13 protein-coding genes and 2 pseudogenes are annotated in these 18,984 nt (G+C 59.9%); 10 read left to right on the top strand and 5 right to left on the bottom strand.

Annotation, left to right across the window (positions count from 1 at the left end):
• Positions 1-189: 189 nt before the first annotated feature.
• Complete coding sequence (locus AC0NID_RS01170) at positions 190-1,221, top strand: type IV toxin-antitoxin system AbiEi family antitoxin (RefSeq protein ID WP_473457753.1); 1,032 nt, start codon at positions 190-192, stop codon at positions 1,219-1,221.
• A gap of 133 nt (positions 1,222-1,354) precedes the next feature.
• The gene (locus AC0NID_RS01165) at positions 1,355-2,077 is read left to right on the top strand and encodes a nucleotidyl transferase AbiEii/AbiGii toxin family protein (RefSeq protein ID WP_473457754.1); all 723 of its coding nucleotides are present in this window, start codon (positions 1,355-1,357) and stop codon (positions 2,075-2,077) included.
• A gap of 143 nt (positions 2,078-2,220) precedes the next feature.
• On the opposite strand, the gene AC0NID_RS01160 is transcribed toward AC0NID_RS01165, so the two are convergent.
• Positions 2,221-2,466, bottom strand: a complete 246-nt coding sequence (locus AC0NID_RS01160) for a hypothetical protein (RefSeq protein ID WP_474033407.1) — start codon at positions 2,464-2,466, stop codon at positions 2,221-2,223.
• 354 nt (positions 2,467-2,820) lie between these two features.
• Positions 2,821-3,071: pseudogene (locus tag AC0NID_RS01155) on the bottom strand (hypothetical protein); the annotation flags it as partial.
• Positions 3,072-3,861: 790 nt separating this feature from the next.
• On the opposite strand from AC0NID_RS01155, the gene AC0NID_RS01150 reads away from it, so the two are divergent.
• The 4 genes and pseudogenes from AC0NID_RS01150 to AC0NID_RS01135 all read left to right on the top strand — a co-directional run bounded on the left by AC0NID_RS01150 (position 3,862) and on the right by AC0NID_RS01135 (position 7,038).
• On the top strand, positions 3,862-5,079 hold the full coding sequence (locus AC0NID_RS01150; protein ID WP_473457756.1) for a cytochrome P450: 1,218 nt from the start codon (positions 3,862-3,864) through the stop codon (positions 5,077-5,079).
• Positions 5,070-5,246, top strand: a pseudogene (locus tag AC0NID_RS01145) (ferredoxin); the annotation flags it as partial. The gene AC0NID_RS01150 and the pseudogene AC0NID_RS01145, both read left to right, overlap by 10 nt.
• A 174-nt stretch (positions 5,247-5,420) precedes the next feature.
• Complete coding sequence (locus tag AC0NID_RS01140; protein WP_473457820.1) at positions 5,421-5,942, top strand: nuclear transport factor 2 family protein; 522 nt, start codon at positions 5,421-5,423, stop codon at positions 5,940-5,942.
• A gap of 454 nt (positions 5,943-6,396) precedes the next feature.
• On the top strand, positions 6,397-7,038 hold the full coding sequence (locus AC0NID_RS01135; protein WP_473457757.1) for a nitrogen fixation protein NifQ: 642 nt from the start codon (positions 6,397-6,399) through the stop codon (positions 7,036-7,038).
• Here the strand turns inward: AC0NID_RS01135 and rpoN are convergent.
• Both rpoN and AC0NID_RS01125 read right to left on the bottom strand, forming a co-directional pair.
• Complete coding sequence (gene rpoN / locus AC0NID_RS01130; protein WP_473457758.1) at positions 7,017-8,426, bottom strand: RNA polymerase factor sigma-54; 1,410 nt, start codon at positions 8,424-8,426, stop codon at positions 7,017-7,019. The two genes, AC0NID_RS01135 and rpoN, sit on opposite strands and share 22 nt — an antisense overlap.
• Positions 8,427-8,608: 182 nt before the next feature.
• Positions 8,609-9,142 (bottom strand): redoxin family protein, encoded by a 534-nt coding sequence (locus AC0NID_RS01125; protein WP_473457759.1) that lies wholly within the window; start codon positions 9,140-9,142, stop codon positions 8,609-8,611.
• 1,614 nt (positions 9,143-10,756) lie between these two features.
• On the opposite strand from AC0NID_RS01125, the gene AC0NID_RS01120 reads away from it, so the two are divergent.
• A complete protein-coding gene (locus AC0NID_RS01120; protein ID WP_473457760.1) occupies positions 10,757-11,923 on the top strand; it encodes a DUF418 domain-containing protein in 1,167 nt (388 codons plus the stop codon).
• 1,044 nt (positions 11,924-12,967) lie between these two features.
• On the opposite strand, the gene AC0NID_RS01115 is transcribed toward AC0NID_RS01120, so the two are convergent.
• Positions 12,968-14,194: an MFS transporter gene (locus AC0NID_RS01115; RefSeq protein ID WP_473457761.1), complete on the bottom strand. Its 1,227-nt coding sequence runs from the start codon at positions 14,192-14,194 to the stop codon at positions 12,968-12,970.
• Between the two features lie 612 nt (positions 14,195-14,806).
• Between AC0NID_RS01115 and nifH the strand changes: the two genes are divergently transcribed.
• The 3 genes from nifH (at position 14,807) to nifK (ending at position 18,967) form a co-directional block, all read left to right on the top strand.
• Positions 14,807-15,700, top strand: coding sequence for a nitrogenase iron protein (nifH, locus tag AC0NID_RS01110; protein WP_065010720.1), 894 nt, complete (start codon positions 14,807-14,809; stop codon positions 15,698-15,700).
• 92 nt (positions 15,701-15,792) lie between these two features.
• Positions 15,793-17,295: a nitrogenase molybdenum-iron protein alpha chain gene (gene nifD, locus AC0NID_RS01105; protein ID WP_473457762.1), complete on the top strand. Its 1,503-nt coding sequence runs from the start codon at positions 15,793-15,795 to the stop codon at positions 17,293-17,295.
• Between the two features lie 130 nt (positions 17,296-17,425).
• Positions 17,426-18,967, top strand: a complete 1,542-nt coding sequence (nifK, locus tag AC0NID_RS01100) for a nitrogenase molybdenum-iron protein subunit beta (protein ID WP_473457763.1) — start codon at positions 17,426-17,428, stop codon at positions 18,965-18,967.
• Positions 18,968-18,984: the final 17 nt, after the last annotated feature.

The raw sequence follows: 18,984 nt of genomic DNA, 5'->3' as shown, positions 1-18,984 counted from the left end.
CATATTGATTTCCGTTCTCGCGCGGTGTGCGGGCCGTTACTTTGGACCTTGTGACCATCGCTCTGTCCGCGGAGGCCAACTAGGGCCGGGCATGACGCCTGACGCGTTCGCGATAGAGATCATCGCTCCTATGTGCGCAGGTACCTGAGGGGAAGCTTGTTAAAATTCGCTGAGCAGGCCGAGCGGGCCTTGACGAAGTTGCTCGGGTCTGTTCCCCCGATCAAGGTCGACCGGCATCAAGCTTCGCCTTCCGGCCGAGATCTTGGGATCGATATTATTGCACACATTCAGGCGTTCGGCCTGAGACGCACATTGCTGGCTGAGGTCAAATCAATAGGGCAGCCCCGTCAGGCTCGCGACGCTATTTTCCAGCTACAGCGTTCAGCCGCGCGGCTTAACGAAAAGCAAGCCGTTCTGATTTTTATCGCCCCATTCCTAACGCCGCAGACGCGGGACATCTGCACCGAAGCCGGCATTAATTTTCTGGATTTCGAGGGAAATTGCCGCCTGGCTTTTGACGGGATCTTTGTCGAACGCATCGTGCCAACAAAGCCCGCTACGGAACGGCGTGAAGTCAAATCGATCTTCAAGCCCAAGTCGGCCCAGGTGCTACGAACAATGTTACGAGATCCCCGGCGTTTTTGGCGCGTAGCGGACCTTGCGGAAAGCGCTCAGGTCAGTCTTGGCCATGTAAGCAATGTACGGGCTGCGCTGATCGCGCGGGAATGGGCACACATCAGCGAGGACGGTGTGTCCTTGGCCGATCCGGATGCTTTGCTCGATGCCTGGCGAGACGCTTATGAACCACCGGGGGGACGGCGCCTGGGATTTTATACGACACTGCATGGAAAAGCCTTCGATGAAGCAGTCCAAAGCAGGCTCGAATTCGATTCACCGCAGGGCCAGATCGCGCTCGCGTCATTCTCGGCTGCGCAGTGGATGGCGCCATATGTCCGTATCAGCTCCCATTTTTTCTATGCCAGCCCGGCTGGCGCAAACCACCTTCAGACTAGATTGAATCTCACCTCTGCCGCGCGCGGTGAGAACGTCTTTGTGACGGTTCTCAAGGATCCCGGCCTTCTAGTCGATGCGATCGAACCTTTGCCTGGCATTTACACCACCAGCCCCGTACAAACGTATCTCGACCTCTGGGTCGCGGGAGAGCGTGGCAGGGAGGCTGCCGAACATCTACGAAAAGAAAAACTCAGATGGCACGAATAGCCGCTCCAGAGGCCCAGTCAGCCGCACAATATGATAACCGCACTACCCAGGCGGTCAAATCCGTGTTGCTCGAAATTGGCCAGATTCTGGGAAGCTTCAAAGGCAAGTTCGCCGTCATCGGTGGCGCGGTACCGTGGCTTTTGCTCGAGAACGAGGAGATGCCCCACGTGGGTACGCTCGACGTCGATCTGGGGCTGATGCCGAGGCGCTGGGCGACGGCGAGTACGCCAAACTGGTCGAGTCCCTCATCGAGAACGGTTACAAGCAAAGCGAGGACCTTCGTGCCTTTCAACTCGTTCGCAGCGTACCTGCCAAGGATGGCGGCGAAGCCATCAACGTGGTGGTAGATTTCCTGCGACCGATCGACGTCAAGATTGTGAAAAACAGGCCGCCGATCATCGAAAAATTCGCTGTGCAGCGCGCCGACGGCGCAGAGCTTGCTCTTCGATTCTATGAGTACGTCGCAATCGATGGCGACATGCCGGCGGGCGGCACAAACCAGGTCAATATTGCTGTTGCATCGATTCCGGCCCTGCTGGCGATGAAAGGTTTTGCGATTCAGAACCGACTCAAGCGCAAAGATGCCTATGACATATACTACTGCGTTCGAAATTACCCCGGAGGCATCGACGCCTTGGCCAAAGACTGCGCTTCTCTCTTGGAGGAAAAGGAAGGGGCGACAGGCTTCGGCTACGTAGCTGGGAAATTCGAGAACGCAGATAGCTTCGGTCCGACCAGCGTGCGCCAATTCGTGGAAGAGACCGCTCTGCTCGGCGATCGAACCGCAGACCAATGGCAGCAGGACGCATTTGGTCAGGTTGACGCCCTACTTCGCGCGCTCAAACTGCGTACCTAATCAATACCAGGCCGGTCACTCACAATCACCCCGCATCGCTGCAAGGATCGCACGAGCGTCCAGCGCGGAACGCCGATCGCCCTCGCGAGGCTGAACCCGGTCTCGCCAGTCTCTCGCGTGCCGCACCAGGTCGGCCTCCGACATCAGCGGGGGACGGCCGATTCGTTTTCCCCGTGCTCTGGCAGCCGCAATCCCCTCGCGCGTTCGCTTCGATAGCGTGTCACGTCGAACTGGGCGAGCCCGCTCATGATGATGTAGACAGCGTCCCGTGAGGTGTGGGTGTGTCGAGATGCGGATGGCGATGTGAAAATGAACGCCCGATCGCGCAATAGGTCTAGCGCGTTACTCGCGTTCTTCGCCGAGCGGTAAGCCCGGTCCAGATCCCACATCACCAACATATCCCCTGGCTGCAGGATGGCGATGACGTTTTCGTAGTCAGGGCGGCGCTTTGCTCACCGCCGACACAGTTTCGATATGAAGTTCATCTGAAATGGCCTTCAGACCGTCGATCTGGCGATCTGGCGATCTGGCCCTCCCGCGCCGCGCTCTCAGCCTCCTCTGCCTGCGCCGCTTCAGCTGAGGCGGGGTAAGGCCACCCAGCACCCAATGCAGCGTGTTATTCTTCTGAGGATGAACGAACTGGTTAGACGACTGCCGCATCTGAACCACTGACGATAGGTCCGTCCTGAGCGTGAAGGCTTGCTGACAGTCGTCTTTAGCGACAGGCAGGGCTGCGGTGACGGCAGAAGTCGCTCATCGGTGAGGCGGATCATCGGGCCGCGCAGGAACGCTCCGAACGCCAGGTGTCGGCCGGATCGGCCAAAGCGTGGAGCAGCGCTAGGAGATCCTGTGTCTCCTGACGGCGCATTAGGACCTGGCCTGCCTGCGATGCCACGGGAATCCGCTAGTCCTCCAACGCCTGCTCGTAGCGCCAGAGTTCCGAGCCATTGGGAGCAAGCAAGGCGATATCTCCCGGTCGTAAGGGCCGTATCGCCGCGCCCTCCTACGTCCACGGCCCTGACAAGTCGCCGGCAGAGTCAGCGACCCTCTGGGCTAGTTCGCGGAGCCTGGCCGCCGACATCGCCTCTTGCACGTGCGCCTTCGTTGTTCGAACGGCTGCTTCCGGCCAACCAGTCCCTGCAATTCGGTGCCTGGCAAAAGCTCGCACATCGCAGTTCGTGCCACACTGCTACTGCACAGGCTACAAAATGGGTTGTCTTCGCGGCACGGCCGATCGCGGCCCTGATATCCGGCTCGCCAGCCGCTCGACGGCGAAGCAATCGTCTCGCGCCAGTGATCGGGATAGGGAGGCTTCTTCCATGTGCGCGCAGGTTCACGATGTCGTCGGTCCTCGAGCCTCCCTCGGATTGGTCTCAGCAATCCGACGTATCGAGCAAGTGTCGATGACGACGCAAAGCCGCTCGCTCGCTACGGCGCTTGTGGAGGGCGCGCGGCGAGCGGCTTTTCTGCCGCGGAGCTGCTCTGGGGTGGAAGTTGACCTCGATCGATACTTGGCCTCGATCCACTAGGCTCCCCGTTCGATCTTCGTGCGCCATCCTGTCGTGTTTGGAACGGACAAGAATGTCTGAGGCCTGCCAAATGGTAGCCTCATACGGACCGCCGCAACGCAGAATGAGCGGGCGCCAGTGGTGCGCTCGCTCGGCACGCAACTTGCTTGATTTTATCATCGGAGGCGTGTCGGCGGTGCGTCGCGGAGCCCAGCCTTGACGAACAGCCTTGCGATCTCAGCCGAGCGCGTAAACGCCTGAATGCAGGAGAACCAAATGGCGACCAACCCGGTTCCAGATCATGTCCCGCCGGAAATGGTGGGCGACTTCAGCCTCTTTTCGTCACCAGGCATGTCTCCGGCGCCCAACGGCGACCCGCACGCAGCAGTCGCTTGCGTGCATGCCGGACCGCGAATCTTTTATTCCCCCTGGAACACGCGTACGGGGCAGGGTGCTTGGGTCATCACTCGCGCCGCAGATCAGCGCCGGGTGCTGCAGGAGACCGAAAACTTTTCCAGTCATCGCAACGTCTTCGCATCCGCGCTGGGCGAAGACTGGCCCACGATCCCGCTCGAACTCGATCCCCCTTCCCATGCAGTCTTTCGCTCATTGCTCAATCCGCTCTTTTCGCCGAAGCGTGTAACGGAACTGGAGCCCGCCATCCGCGAGCGAGCGATAGCGCTTATCACGAGGATCGCCTCGTCGGGAACAAGCTGCGATGTCATGAAGGATTTCGCCTTTCCTTTCGCGGTCAGCATCTTCCTTCGCTTCATCGGACTGCCGGAGCACCGTCTTGAGACGTTTGTTGCCTGGGCGAGAGATCTGCTCCACGGCGATGATGTGAGACGGCCGGCGGCGGCTCGGACGATTGTGGCGTTCATAGACGAGCTGGCGGCGATGCGCCGCAAAAAGCCCGTCGACGATTTCATGAGCTTCATTGTGCAGGCGCAGGTCGAGGGCCGCGGGCTGACAGACCAGGAGGTCCGTGGCATTGGCGTGCTCGTTTTGGTGGCGGGGCTCGACACGGTCGCTACAGCCATAGGCTTTGACTTGGCCTATCTAGCGCGAAACCTGGAAGATCAGGAATTGCTCCGAAAAGAACCGGACCGGATCGTGCGCGCAGCCGAAGAACTGCTGCGCGCCTTTCCGACCGTCCATTTGATTCGCGTCGCACGGAAAGATATCGACTTCGAAGGCGCGCCGATCCGCAAGGGGGATTTTGTTTCCTGTGCCACCATGATTGCAAATCGTGACCCGGCGGAATTCGAATCTCCCAACACGGTCGATCTGACTCGAGAAGGCATCCGCCACGCCTCCTTTGGCTATGGTCCCCACCGTTGCCTTGGCTCACATCTCGCCCGGCGGGAAATTGTCATTGGCCTGGAGGAGTGGCTGGCGCGCCTGCCGCCCTTTCGGATCAAGGAGGGAACAGCACCTATCACCCATGGCGGCCAACTGTTCGGGATTGAAAATCTGATCCTGGAGTGGGGCTAAACCTAGCCCGGCCTGAAGCCGGGGCACAGACGTTGGAGGTCGCCTTGCGCATCATCGTTCACCAAGCCAGATGTCAGGGTCATGCGCAATGCGCGGCGCGAGCGCCGGCAGTCTTCAAGTTGGATGAGGCGGGTTACATCCTCCCCGGTAACATCGAGGTTGCGGACGGGGAGCAAGTGCTTGCGTCGGATGGGGTGCGATCCTGCCCCGAACTTGCGCTGGAAATCGACGATCCACCCGCTGCGCGAATCGTTTCGGAGGCCACCCTCAAACCGAAGACAGAGGTCCCGGAATACGTCAGAACCGCCGAATTTGCGACAGACCAGACGAGCCAAGCAAAAATTGTCGAACTGCTCGACCGCGAGGCGATCCGCGACTGCATCTATCGGTATTGCCGCGGGACAGACCGCGCCGATGAGGCGGTGCTGCGCAGCGCGTACTGGCCCGACGCGCATGACAGCCACGGGGCGTATCGCGGCTCGGCCGAGGGCTTCATTCGGTATGCGCTCGATGTCTTCAAGACCGGACCGCGCAACATCCATCAGATCACGAACATCCTGATCGAATTCATCAACGCGGCGGAGGCCACGGTCGAGAGCTATTTCACCGCGCTGCAACGCGGACCCGACAAAGACGGAGAAGTGCGTCAGATCTTTCTATGCGGGCGCTACTGCGATCTGTTTCAAAAGCGGGAAGGGGAGTGGCGGATTGCCGAACGGACCGTTGTCTATGACTGGCTGGAGGAGCAGATCCCATCCTTGGTCCTGGAGGCAGAACGCTTCGGCACGCGACAGCCGATTGGAGCACCGTATCCGGACGATCCGGTCTATGCGCTCGGGAAGCGTCGCATTGCTTTCCCATGACAATGCCATCACAACCTCGGAACCGCATCAGTCTGACTACGGACTGTGAAACTTCCAACGCCACCGCGACACCTGCAAGGCAAAGATGGGCCGGCAGGAACCCCGGCGTGAGAGCGGCAACGCTCTGGTCTGAAACCGTGAGCGCACCGAAGACGCCGGTGGTATCGATTTGCTGGAGCTTGGCAGAGCCCATCGATCCTGAACCGATCCAATCGCGTTACGGCCCAGCTGAGAGAACGACCAGGGACAATGCTGCCAGACCGAACTGGGGGAGACCGGATTATCCCCCATCAACAACGCTATGGGTCATGATCTAGCGCGGTGACTTCGAAGGGCCAGCTCGAGGCCCGGTCATGCGGTCGACCCGCGGCCCGCGCCGGCGCATGCCCGTAGTCGGACCATGTGCTCTCGGCAGGGCCGCGGCATCGCGAAAACAAACCAGGAGAACGGGACCATGTCCGCCCAGAAAGACGCATGTGTCGGCGCCGGCCAATGCCCCACCATCGAGCCGAAGAGGGGGTTCGACGAGCATGTTCTTGCCTGCGTTCTCTCGTGTGCGCTCAAGGAGGTCGAGGCTGGCGAAGCGACTGCGACGGAGTCGACAGGCCTTTCCTTCGCCGAGCTGCGCCAGGTCCTGCCCCGGGGTTTGCCCGCAACCGCACTGGCAGCATTAGCCTTGGAAGACGTCAGCGATCCTGAGCCGAGCATGGAGGAAGAACTTCTGCGCGGCCTGCTGCTGGCGCATGCCCGGCCGAGCGACCCGGCGAGCGCGCGCTTCGCCAAGATCGTCGCCCGGCGTGCCATGCGCGATGACCATCTGTGGCAGGATCTTGGTCTTCTCAATCGGGCCGAGATCAACCGCCTGCTTGCCACGCATTTTCCGATGCTCGCGGCCGGCAACACCCGAAACATGAAATGGAAGAAGTACTTTTACCGCAAACTCTGTGAGGCTGAAGGGTTTTCGCTATGTACTGCGACCAATTGCCGGGAATGCAGCGATTTCGACAGTTGCTTCGGCCCGGAGGAGGACGAACGCGAAGAACGCATCACATTCGATTTAGGGGCCAATCTTGGTCACGAGGCCTTGAGGCCTTGATCGCCGTCGCGCCACAAGCGCTTTTCCCGACGCCGCTGTATGGAGGAGGGGATGTTCATCGCCTCGCGATATTTGGCGACCGTGCGGCGAGCGAGATCTATGCCGCATTCCTTGAGCCGGTCAGCGATGTCGTCGTCAGAGAGCATGTTATCAAGCGATTCTTCGGCGACCATCGCTCTGATCCGATGGCGGACAGCTTCAGCCGAGTGCGCGTCACCTCCTTCGCAGGAGGCGATCGCGACAGTGAAGAAATATTTGAGCTCGAACACACCGCGTGGGGTAACCATGTACTTGTTCGACGTCACCCGGCTGACTGTCGACTCGTGCATGTTGATCGCCTCAGCGACCGTCCTGAGATTGAGCGGCCGCAGGTGGGCGACCCCATATTCCAGAAAGGCATCTTGCTGGCGCACGATTTCCGTGGCGACCTTGAGGATCGTCTTGGCGCGCTGATCGAGGCTGCGGATCAACCAGTTCGCGTTTTGCAAGCATTCATTGAGGAATGTCATGTCCTTCGATTTCTTGGCGGCTCGGCAGGAAACCTCCGCTACATAGCTTTGGTTGATCAGCACCTTGGGCAGCGTGTTCGGATCAAGTTCGATCTGCCATCCACCTCCGGGCGAGCGCAGGACCCATACGTCCGGTATGACGCACTCCGGCGTTCCAGACTGGAATGTGTTTCCAGGCTTGGGATCAAGCGCGCGGATTTCCTGCAGCATGTCGAGAAGATCTTCTTCATCGACGCCGCAGCGCTGCTTCAATGTCTGAAAATCGCGTCGCGCAAGCAGATCTAGGTTGGCAACCATAACCGCCATCGCCGGGTCGAAGCGGTTTTTCTCGCGCAACTGTATCTCGAGACATTCGCTGAGCGATCGTGCGAAGATTCCCGGAGGATCGAGGCGCTGCAAGACGCCCAGCACCCGTTCCACTTGAGCCAGCCCGACGTTTAGGGTCTCAGCCAGATCCGAAGGACTTACCCGGAGATAGCCGGTATCATCCAGGTGACCGGCAAGCTGATGAGCTATCACCCGCTCGTGCGGTGTGAAGGCGGTGAGGGAGATCTGACGAGCGACATGGTCGTGCAACGTTTCGGCTAGGGCGACAAACTCCTCGTAGGCCGGACGTTCGCCCGGCGCGGTGTTGGTCGCGTTCGGCTGGGACTTCCCTTGCCTAGGCAGGTCCGGGGACCCTGCCCAGATCGGTCCTTCAACCTCGCCGGACAGCCCTTCATCTTTTGGCGCATGCTCCAGCAGCGGATTTTTCTCGAGCTCCTGGTCCACGAACTGATGCAGTTCGGCATGCGTCAGTTGCAGCAGACGAATCGACTCGATGAGTTGAGGCGATGCTGCAAGAGACTGTTTCTGAAGGAGGCTGAAGGACGATTTCATGGTCGGTTCGGTATTTCTGTCAAAGAAGCTCTTGGCCGTGGCTAATTGGATCTCTCACAGGTCGACGCTGCAAAGCCGCGTCACATTTGAACGACCTCAGGGGCCGCGGGCTTCAGAGCCTCGCCCTTTGCGTCCCATAGCGTCGCCCAAAACGCAGTTGCGCATGGTCGATCTGCACCAGGTCACGCCGCGTCCTTCAACGATTGAAGGACGTTCTGCGGGGATGAGACGCCATAGGGGTCGGTCTCGCAGTTATCGGAGAAACCTTCCTCCTCGAACCACTGCTCCACCACGCCATTGTTGAGCAGAGCCGCGTAGCGCCAGGAGCGCATTCCGAAGCCCAGATTGTCCTTGGCAACCAGCATGCCCATTTTGCGCGTGAACTCGCCAGACCCGTCCGGGATCAGCTCGACCTTCTGTAGCCCCAAGGACTTTCCCCATGCATTCATGACAAAGGCATCGTTGACCGAGAGGCAGTAGACCGCGTCGACTCCTTGTTTCTTGAAATCCTCGTAGAGATCTTCGAAATTGGGCAGTTGGTAGGTCGAGCATGTCGGGGTGAAAGCGCCAGGCAGCGAGAACAGGATGACACGCTTGCCGGCAAAGTAGTCGTCGGACGTTTTTTCTTCCCAACGATATGGATTTGGCCCCTGGACTGAATCATCGCGAACACGCGTGAGAAACGTGACGAAGGGGACCTTCTTCTGACCGGTCATCAACTTGCTCCTTTTGAAGAAACTGGCGCACTGGGTGTGACTGAGGCTGGCGGATTGCCGCGCTGGGGTGCTGCCGGGGCGCGAGAGATGCCTACGCGGCTTCCCACTCTTTCCCCCGTCGGGCGTATGGGAAACGGCCCGGCTCCAGATGCTTGGATTTCCAAACCGGGCGATGCGCAGTCTTCAGCGAGGACAACCAATGCCGCCCTTGCCGATCGGTTTGAGCTTCGCGTGCCAGCCATGGTTCGGTATCCGTTTTCATCGTGTTCGATGGACTCTGAGCATGAGGAGCAAGAGGCATGCCATTGCAATTGAATCTGCTCTGCACCAACGCTTCGCTCTCGGGACGACGTCTTTCGCCAAGCCGGATGCGTGCCATAGCCGTCACGTGTGTAGCCCGGATATTTACGCGCCGGCCTGCAAACGACGCACAACACAGCGCAAGCCCATGCCGAGGGCACCGCAGCGAGGGCAAAGTGCGCCCCAGGGTGCTTTTGTGTGCGCAGACGCATGACTGACGCGGACACACGCCTGTGGCAGCAATCCATGGCGGCCACTGTTCGGCAATCGGGTCAGAGTCGATGAAGATCGAATTCGGCTCGGCAACGATGATGACATTCTCGGCGTCCCAACGGTGTCGCCGTGCGCGGCCCTCAAACCTTCTGTGTCGGAAACCGGACTAGAATTGTCGCAAGGCCGACCGAAAGGTCGCCAAGCCGCCGCCGGTTAGCGGGAAGGGGCGGAACGCAAACGGAGCGCCAACCGGGCACGCAAATTGCGAGGATCTTGTCGGTGGGACCTCGAGCGAGAGCCTCGGCTGCGCCTGTGGCTCGGCATTTGCCGATGATTGGCGGGTCTCGCTGGCTCGCGCCGAAGTGTGCTGCACGTACGCCTCCTGACTTTCAAACGGTCATTGAAGAGCAGATTACGCGCTATCTCCCAAGCTCGTCGACGCCTCCCGTGGGGCGAGTTCATGAAGCTGTCGGCCATGGTAATTGCGACGGTGAAGCCGTTGCGCTGACATCTTGCAATATCAGGACGTCGATATAGGTGCGGCCCTTTCAGGCGTCCCCCGCCAAGTCACCTTGGCGATTCCCCTTGAGCACCACGCTTCCATCTCGGCGTAGCCCATACCGTCTCAGGTGGGACCGGCCCGGTGAGCCGATGGCCTCAATTGCGGCCAGGTGTGCTTGCCTCGGTCGCACCGAGGCGCGAGCGCTTCCCCGGCTCTTCAGGTCCAGGAGGCGCCGAAACCCGATCCGCTGCAGTTCGGCGAATCTTGAAGGACGGTGGCTAGGGCCAGCCGTTCATAAAACGGCTGAAGCTGGCCGCGATCACTGAGGCCCCCGCAGCGTGCTGGTCGGATAGTCCGTGTTCAGTGATCTCTCGGACCGCTCATCCGTGCAAAACGTCGGCTGCGCGACACCTTGTGTGTCGGATTTGTCAGGTCCGCGCCAACAGGCTCGGCGACCCAAGTCTGTGTTTGCCGCAGGCTGTAGCTCGATCCGCCAGATTGGCACGAGCTTTGCTCCCTCGGGGCGAGACCACGGCAGCAGCCGACGGGCCCTCCTATCGCGGGTCCCGCGATGAATACAACCAACGAAGGAATCCACCATGGCACTGCCGCACCGCATCTCCGAGAGCGGGTCACGAGATGGGTGGGCTGCAGCTCGGTTGGTCGGCATCGACCTTGCTCGCGGCTTGGCTGTCTTCGGCATGTATGCCGTCCATGTGGGTCCCGGCAGGGGCGAAGGACTGGTCGGTCATATGATGGCCTTCCCCTTTGGGCGCTCGTCCGTCCTGTTTGCCGTATTAACGGGTTTTTCGCTCATCCTGATTACCGGCCGCAACCCGCCGAACTCGGCGCTGGCCGGTAGACATGCCATTGCCAAGGTTGCAATTCGCGCCCTTATTCTGCTCGCGCTTGGCGAAATCCTGACCTATGTCAAGGCGCCGGTCTCCGTCATTCTGGCATACTACGGAGTCTGCTTCCTGTTGGTCCTGCCGCTATATCGGCTAAGCGCACAGCGGCTTGGGTTGATAGCGGCGGTGGCAGCATTGGTTCTCCCGCAGGTGCGTTTCCTCCTTCTCAAAACGTTTGGCTCCGGGAGCTCGGACCCCGAGCTGTTCACCCTCCTGGTCAGCGGCAGCTATCCCGCCTTGACCTGGGTTCCTTTGCTGATCGCAGGCATGGCCATTGCGCGCTTTGACCTTCGCACGCGCGCAATGCATTTGCGCCTTGGTGTAGCCGGCGTCGCGCTGGCCGTGTTGGGCTTTGGGGGATCCTCGCTCGCGCTGCATTTAATGCCTGGTGTAAGCGCCGAGTTGGCCGATTTGCAGGAATTTGACCCGACTCCCCACTTCTGGTGGTGGCTGGACTTGGACGATCTCACAGCGAGTTGGCTATGGATTGCCTCGCCTCATAGCGAGACGACGTTTTGGATTTTTGGCAGCGCCGGTTGCGCAATGATCATCGTGGCGGCTTGCTCGCTTGCTATGGATGCGCTCCCGTTCGTGCGAAAGCTGGTCTCGCCAATAATCGCGGTCGGCTCGATGCCTTTGACGGCCTATCTTCTGCATATTCAGGGAATATATATGCTTGGAGAACCTCACTCGCTGTCCGCGCTCTTTGGCCTGATCGTGGTTGTAAGCGCTTTCGCGGTGCTTTGGCTGCGCTTCTTCCAGCGAGGACCGATGGAAGCGCTGATGGGTTGGATCGCAGATCGAGCGACGCGACGTCCGCTGAGCATCACGTCGGCCCGACTTTCGGATCGACAGTGACGCTCGCCAAAGAAAGCGACTGACCGATGGGCCGACATAGCTGACAACTAAAATATCGCGCCTGCTCGGTACCATGGTGGTGGCTACCGCCGCCTTGGAACCATTGGCCCGCGCGCCGCTTTGAGGATACGAAGTCCGAGTATCCTGGTGCATTGTGCGCGGTGTGTTTGATGCATCGCGAAAGTCCTTAATTTCGGATTGAGCGAAGCCCTGTCGATCTCCACGATAGGAGGCTCGCAACCTGGCGAATACGCCCGTTCCGCCGCTGAAGACGAACTCGCATTGAGATCAGGCGGCGCCATGCGCGCAAGTGCTTGCCAAAGCCGTCGCTGTCGGTTGACCGTGCCGTGTCGTTGGCTTGGTAGAGCCTGCTGGGCCACCGATGTGCCGTATGGCATTCGCTTGCCTTCTTTTCGCGGAAGTCTTTCGATATGAAACTGGTTAGTCGCTCTCGAAGAGAGATAGTCGCGCGAGCTGAGAGCGAATTGACGCTCCGCAACTTGGATCCGGCGGGGCAACGCGCATTCTGCGCGCGCTTTTCTGTCACAGCCTGCTCGAGTTTCTGGACCTTCGGCACTCGCGCAGCTCATCGCGGGTTCGACTTGAGTTTCGGATCGTGCAGGCGTGCTGTCGGGAACCGCCTCTCAGCGACTGTTGCGCGCGATAAAGGTGGCGGGCGCAACGATCGAACTACGGGCCGGCCCGGCTTTTTTCATGCCGGGATTTTGCATCGAGACCAGAGCGAGTCGACGCCTCAAGAACGGCACCTGCTCAGCCATCCAAGCGCGACCCGCGCTCGCCCCGGCTGCGTAACCAACTCAGTCCGTGCGAACGCTGATGCACTTCCTGTAGCCGCGAACGGTGAAGCCGGCGAGGCGAGGCGCCCGGCACTGGTCGGGCCCCAAGCGGAGGCAGTAGCAGCGAACTCCACGCGGCCTATCCGATAGGTGAGACGAAGCCCTGAACCGACAAGATAGTCGTGGGCAGGATCGCGCCGCACGGCTGGTGCGATTGCATCGAGGGCTGAGCTGAAGGTCTCCCCCGTCAGGAGGTGTAGGTTGCGCCTTTCGGGCCGAATAGGAACGCTGTGAGAGCGGCGAGGAACGTGGCTACTGCGCTGTAGGCAAACACAGTGGCGACGCCGGCATTGTTCACTAGCAATCCGCCGAAAATCGCACCGGCGGCGATGGCAATTTGGAAGGTTGACGTCATCAGCACACCGGCGCTTTCAGCCTGCTCGGGAACGGCGCGCAGCACCATCCAAGTCTGTACCCCCACCGGCACCGCACCGAAGCCAAAGCTCCATACAGCAACCGCAATTGCCGAGGCGGAGGCCGATGCTCCAGGCATCAGCAACGAGACAGCGGCTATCGCCATGAGCAGGGGCGGCAGCGCCGCGACTGCCTTGAGGCTGTGTTTCGCCAGGAATGCGCCGGCTAAATTGCCGAAGAAGCCGCATACGCCAGAAACGAGCAACAGCAGCGAGATCGTCTCGATATGGAGCGCGGGAATCTTCTCGAGGTAAGCCCGGACATAGGTGAAGCTAGCGAAGTGCCCAGAAGCGACCAGCAATACGACCAAAAACGCGACCTTGATGGTTGGCTTCTTGATTACATTCAGCAGACCGCGGAACCCAGCCATTTCAACCGGCGGCAACGTCGGAATGGTTACGAGTTGCACCAGCAGTGTAACGGCATTGACGGCTGCGGCGATCGCGAAGGTGGCTCGCCATCCCCAGATGTCGCCGACATAGGCGCCGATCGGTGGCGTGCAAACGATGGCGACCGAAACGCCAGTGAAGATTATTGACATGGCGCGCGGCAGGAGGTGATTTGGAACGAGCCGCATCGCCAGCGATGCCGAAATCGACCAGAAGCCTCCAAGCGCAATGCCGAGCACGACGCGTGCCGCCAGGAAAACCGGCAGCGACCACGCGACCCCCGCCAGGAGGTTGGACAGGATCTGAAGCAGCATCATCACCCACAGGACGATCCTGCGGTCGAGGCGCTTTGTTATGAAGGCGACCGTTGGCGCAGAGATCGCCGCGGCAATCGCCGTCGCTGTCATCGTCTGTCCAGCCGCACCCTCTGTGATATGCAGATCATGCGCGAGCGGCGTCAGCACGCTGGCAGGCAAAAGCTCTGCCGCCACCAACCCGAAGGTGCCCAGGGAAAGCGATATGACCGCGCCCCATGCGGGACGAGACCGTTGATCCGGCTTTTCTGGGCCGTGCAGAAAAGTCTCCATGAAGCCTGTCGCGGATCCGGTCATGAATAAGCTCGCCAGCTTGGGTGCAACTGCAACATGGGTTCGCTGCAGCGACCCGCCGTTGCCGGCGGCGACGCACGAAGGGAATGTTCATCGCTGCCCGACATGTTTTGACAGCGCCGCGTGCAATATCAGTGCCGGTTTGTCCCAGCCATACGAGGATGTGATCGTCGGCAGGCGTCGCATCAGTCATGTTCCATGCCGACTTCGCGGGCCAGTCTCGAACCAGCCATGCGCAACCAGCTACCAGCACGGACGGCTGATGTCCCGCAGCGGGGCACGCAGCCGGTCGCTTTGCCGCGCCTGTATGCAGCCAAAGGCGGCTCTAGCTCGAAGGCCCAGCTTCCTCCCTAGCGGTCTCGAAGCTGACGCCTTTTGTCGGGCTTTGTCGGGTCCGCTACAGGGCTTGTTCCGACAATCACTTGTCTGGCAGCAAACACTTGTGGGAGCTCAGGCTAACTCGCGGGATATAAACGAAAAACTCCCTGTTGGTTATAAGCCAGTCTACTTGGCACGAGTCTTGAGACCTTTTTCGGTGTGAGGCGGCAAAAGCTGCCCATCGGCATTCATATTGCGGCCAGCCGCGACGGATGGAACGAAGGAAGGAAATCTATAATGTCAGGTCTGCGTCAGATCGCCTTTTACGGAAAGGGCGGCATCGGCAAGTCCACCACCTCCCAAAACACGCTCGCCGCCCTGGTCGACCTCGGGCAGAGAATCCTCATCGTCGGCTGCGATCCCAAAGCCGACTCCACCCGCCTGATCCTGAACTCGAAGGCTCAGGATACTGTCCTGCATCTGGCGGCACAGGAAGGTTCGGTGGAAGATCTCGAGCTGCAGGACGTGCTCAAGATTGGCTATAGAGGCATCAAATGCGTGGAATCCGGCGGCCCGGAGCCGGGTGTTGGCTGCGCCGGCCGAGGCGTCATCACATCAATCAACTTCCTCGAAGAGAACGGCGCCTACGACGACGTCGACTATGTCTCCTACGACGTGCTCGGCGACGTGGTTTGCGGCGGTTTCGCGATGCCAATCCGCGAGGGGAAGGCGCAGGAAATCTACATCGTTATGTCCGGGGAGATGATGGCGCTCTATGCCGCCAACAACATCGCCAAGGGCATCCTGAAATATGCCCATTCGGGCGGCGTGCGGCTCGGAGGCCTGATCTGCAACGAACGTCAAACCGACCGTGAGCTCGACCTCGCTGAAGCCCTGGCTTCCAGGCTCAATTCCAAGCTCATCCATTTCGTGCCGCGCGACAACATCGTTCAGCACGCCGAGCTCAGGAAGATGTCAGTTATCCAGTATGCGCCGGATTCCAAGCAGGCCGGGGAGTACCGCGCTCTGGCCGAGAAGATCCATGCCAATTCTGGCCAGGGCACCATCCCGACGCCGATCACCATGGAGGAGCTCGAGGACATGCTGCTCGACTTCGGCATCATGAAAACCGACGAGCAGATGCTTGCCGAGCTTCAGGCCAAGGAAGCGGCCAAGGCGGCCGCCCAGTAACGACCGATATTGGTCGCCTCTCGAGTTGGGGCGCCTTGCAAAGAACGGCGCTTCATCGGTGAGGCGTCATCAGACACCTTGAAAGGGGTCCCATGAGCCTGGAATACGAGAATGATGGTGCTCTCCATGCGAAGCTTATCGAGGAGGTGCTATCGCAATATCCCGACAAGGCGGCGAAGCGCCGCAAAAAACACCTCAGCGTCGCAAAGAGCGGGGATGAGGCTGGCGGGGAAAGTGAGATCCTTTCCGAATGCGACGTCAAATCGAACATCAAGTCCATCCCCGGGGTGATGACAATACGCGGCTGCGCCTATGCCGGCTCAAAGGGCGTGGTCTGGGGCCCAGTCAAGGATATGGTCCATATCTCGCACGGCCCCGTCGGTTGCGGCCAATATTCCTGGTCACAGCGCCGCAATTACTATGTGGGCACAACGGGCATCGACACGTTCGGGACAATGCAGTTCACCTCCGATTTCCAGGAGAAAGACATTGTCTTCGGCGGTGACAAGAAACTGGAACAGATCATCGACGAGATCGAGGTGCTGTTTCCGCTGAACAACGGCATCACCGTGCAATCCGAATGTCCGATCGGTCTCATTGGTGATGACACCGAGGCAGTTTCTCGCAAGAAGGCCAAGGAGTACGAAAAGACCATCGTGCCGGTGCGCTGCGAGGGCTTCCGGGGCGTCTCGCAATCACTCGGCCACCACATCGCCAATGACGCGATCCGCGACTGGGTCTTCGACAAAAAGGACGTCGAGTTCGAGGCCGGAGCTTACGACGTCAACGTGATCGGCGACTACAATATTGGCGGCGACGCCTGGGCCTCGCGCATCTTGCTTGAGGAGATAGGATTGCGCGTGGTCGGCAACTGGTCGGGCGACGCAACACTGGCCGAGATTGAACGCGCTCCAAAGGCCAAGCTCAATCTCATCCACTGCTACCGCTCGATGAACTACATCTGCCGGCATATGGAGGAAAAGTATGGCGTCGCCTGGCTGGAGTACAATTTCTTCGGACCGTCCCAGATCGAAACCTCCCTGCGCAACATAGCCAGGCATTTCGGGCCGGAAATCGAGGAGAAAACCGAGAAGGTCATCGCCAAGTACAGACCGCTTGTTGACGCCGTCATCTCCAAGTACCGGCCGCGCCTCGAAGGCAATACCGTCATGCTATACGTCGGCGGCCTGCGCCCCCGCCACGTCATCACAGCGTACGAGGACCTCGGCATGGTCATCGTCGGCACCGGCTACGAGTTCGCCCACAACGATGACTATCAGCGCACGGGCCACTACGTAAAGAACGGCACGCTGATCTATGACGACGTCACCGGTTACGAGTTGGAGAAGTTCATCGAGGGAGTTCGCCCCAACCTCGTCGGCTCTGGCATCAAGGAAAAATACCCGGTGCAGAAGATGGGCATCCCGTTCCGTCAGATGCACTCCTGGGACTATTCGGGGCCTTATCACGGGTATGACGGCTTTGCCATTTTCGCACGTGACGTGGATCTTGCCATCAACAATCCGGTCTGGGACCTCTACCACGCCCCTTGGAAAGAACGCCCGCCCACTGGGCGGGCGATAGCTGCCGAATAGACGCGCTGTCCTGGCCTAGTCTCCCCAGAGAGACCACGAACCCGGCGGGCTTGTGAGCCCCGGGAAACCGGAAACGTCTTGACGTACTGAGCTGCCCAATGGCGCGGCCAGATTAAACAGAGGAATACCAATGCCGCAGTCGGCCGAAAAGATTCTCGACCACGCTCCCCTGTTCCGCGAGCCGGAATACAGGCAAATGCTCGCCGAGAAGAAGCTGAATTTCGAATGTCCGCACCCGGATCAGATCGTCACCGATCAAGGCGAATTCACCAAGACCTGGGAATACCGCGAAAAGAACCTCGCCCGAGAAGCGCTTGTGATAAATCCCGCCAAGGCCTGCCAGCCGCTCGGCGCGGTGTTCGCGGCTGCGGGCTTCGAGCGGACCATGTCCTTCGTCCATGGCAGCCAGGGCTGCGTAGCCTATTACCGCTCGCACCTGTCGCGCCATTTCAAGGAGCCTGCTTCGGCGGTTTCCTCCTCGATGACCGAGGACGCGGCAGTATTCGGCGGCCTGAAGAACCTGGTCGACGGGCTCGCCAACACCTACCAGCTTTACGACCCGAAGATGATCGCAGTTTCGACGACCTGCATGGCGGAAGTCATCGGCGACGACTTGCACAGTTTCATCGAGAACGCCAAAGACGAAAATTCGGTCCCGCGCGACTTTGACGTGCCCTTTGCCCACACGCCCGCCTTCGTCGGTAGCCATGTCGACGGCTATGATGGCATGCTGAAGGGCATTCTGGAGCACTTCTGGAAAGGCCAGGAGCGCACGGAAGCCAAGGGAACCATCAACGTCATTCCGGGCTTCGACGGCTTCTGCGTTGGCAACAACCGGGAACTCAAACGCCTGCTCGATGTGATGGGTGTGTCCTACACCTTAATCCAGGACGCGTCTGACCAGTTCGACACGCCATCGGACGGGGAATACCGCATGTATGACGGCGGTACGAAGATCGAAGAGGTGAAGGGGGCACTCGACGCCGAGGCGACGGTTTCACTGCAGTACTACAACACCCGAAAAACCCTCGACTACTGCGGGCAAGTCGGGCAGGCCACGGCTTCGTTCCATTATCCGCTCGGCGTCCAGGCGACTGACGAATTCCTGATGAAGATCTCGGCGCTTTCCGGGAAGGAAATCCCCGAAGCAATCCGGCTGGAGCGCGGCCGACTGATTGATGCCATGGCGGACAGCCAGTCCTGGCTGCACGGCAAGAAATACGCGATCTACGGCGACCCGGACTTCGTGTACGCCATGGCCCGCTTCGTCATGGAAACGGGCGGCGAGCCGACACATTGCCTCGCCACCAACGGCACCTCGGCGTGGGAAGCCGAGTTGAAGGAACTGCTTGCATCCTCGCCCTTCGGCAAGGACGCTCAGGTCTGGGCGGGCAAAGACCTTTGGGCTATGCGGTCGCTGCTCTTCACCGAGCCAGTGGACCTGCTGATCGGCAATTCCTATGGCAAGTATCTGGAGCGCGACACCGGCACGCCGCTGATCAGGCTGACGTTTCCGATCTTCGACCGGCACCACCACCATCGCTTTGCGCTCATGGGCTACCAGGGCGGGTTACGCGTGCTGACGACGATCCTCGACAAGATCTTCGACAAGCTCGATCGCGAGACGAGCCAGATGGGCGTGACGGACTATTCCTATGACCTCACCCGCTAGAACACACGGCCGGCTTT

Source organism: Mesorhizobium sp. WSM4821 (genome assembly GCF_055901555.1).
Note: the sequence above shows the minus strand (reverse complement) of the source record. Positions and strands in the feature narration are given on the sequence as shown.